Below are 1,041 nucleotides of genomic sequence, written 5' to 3' on the forward strand. Positions count from 1 at the left end.
CTTTGACCGTATATATTACAGGTCCGTCAGGAACTTGGCGAAGGTCATGGAGCCTTCGGGCCAAGGGCCGAATCCTGAATCCTCGCTGAGATGCCCGGTCTCGCCGGCGTCGATGAACAGCGAGCCCCAGGCCCCGGCAATGTCCTCGGCGACATCGAAGGCGCAGAACGGGTCGTTGCGGCTGGCGATCACGATCGAAGGAAAAGGCAGCGGTTCGCGCGGGTAGGGGCCGAAGGTCATCAGGTGCCTTGGCTTGATCTTTGGATTGGCGACATCGGGCGGCGCCACGAAAAAGGCCCCGGCGACCGGCTTGCGGAATTGCGGAATGGCTTGCACTGCGGTGGCGACGCCAAGTGAGTGCGCGACCAGGACGACCGGCCGCTCGGCCTCGTTGACCGCCTTGGCGACGCTCGCCGTCCAGTCCTCGCGCACCGGCTTCGACCACTCCGCCTGTTCGACGCGGCGCGCCGTCGACAGCTTCGACTGCCAGCGGCTCTGCCAATGGTCGGGGCCGGAATTGGTGTAGCCCGGCACGATGAGAATATCTGCGTCTCTGACCTTCATGGCGCTGAGATAGCGAGCGGCATCGCTTCGTGCAACCGGCAGAAACGCCACGTTTGATCACAATAGTGAACACCATGTTCGCTTCTTCGCGTCTTGTGTGAACGATGCGGATGGACGATCTGTGGTCAGGAAAAGAAACAGCCGTGCGCGGGAACCCTGACTTTGGAACTGACACGACGTACAATGATCGGCGGAGTGGGGTTTCTCGCTTTGGGAGCTTCATCGCAGGCCGGTCGAACGGAGCATTTGATGAGCGAGTTGCCTTTTGCCGCCACCACCCCGGTCAGCGTTGCCCGCGTCGGGCTGAAGGCGCGCGACGCGGAAAGCCTTGCCGCATATTATCGCAGCATCGTCGGTCTGCAGGAACTGAGCCGCGCCGATGGGGCGATCACGCTGGGCGCCGCCAACCGTCCGTTGCTGGTCATCGAGGCCGATCCTTCGGCCAAGCCGGATGATCCTCGCAGCGCAGGCCTGTTC

The 1,041-nt window shown here is 62.8% G+C and carries 1 protein-coding gene and 1 pseudogene; one reads left to right on the plus strand and one right to left on the minus strand.

From position 1 onward, the window contains the following. Positions 1 to 15 precede the first annotated feature (15 nt). Positions 16 to 564, minus strand: coding sequence for an alpha/beta hydrolase (locus tag EN879_RS37030; protein WP_063170214.1), 549 nt, complete (start codon positions 562 to 564; stop codon positions 16 to 18). Positions 565 to 813: 249 nt separating this feature from the next. Between EN879_RS37030 and EN879_RS37035 the strand changes: the two are divergent. Further along, positions 814 to 1,041: pseudogene (locus tag EN879_RS37035) on the plus strand (VOC family protein); the annotation flags it as partial.

The sequence above is a fragment of the Mesorhizobium sp. M7A.F.Ca.AU.002.02.1.1 genome (assembly GCF_003998535.1).
Classification (GTDB): Bacteria; Pseudomonadota; Alphaproteobacteria; order Rhizobiales; family Rhizobiaceae; genus Mesorhizobium; species Mesorhizobium ciceri.

What these genes read in the sequence shown, in the direction of transcription:
- EN879_RS37030 (WP_063170214.1), bottom strand. Translation starts at nt 564, where the DNA reads ATGAAGGTCAGAGACGCAGATATTCTCATCGTGCCGGGCTACACCAAT.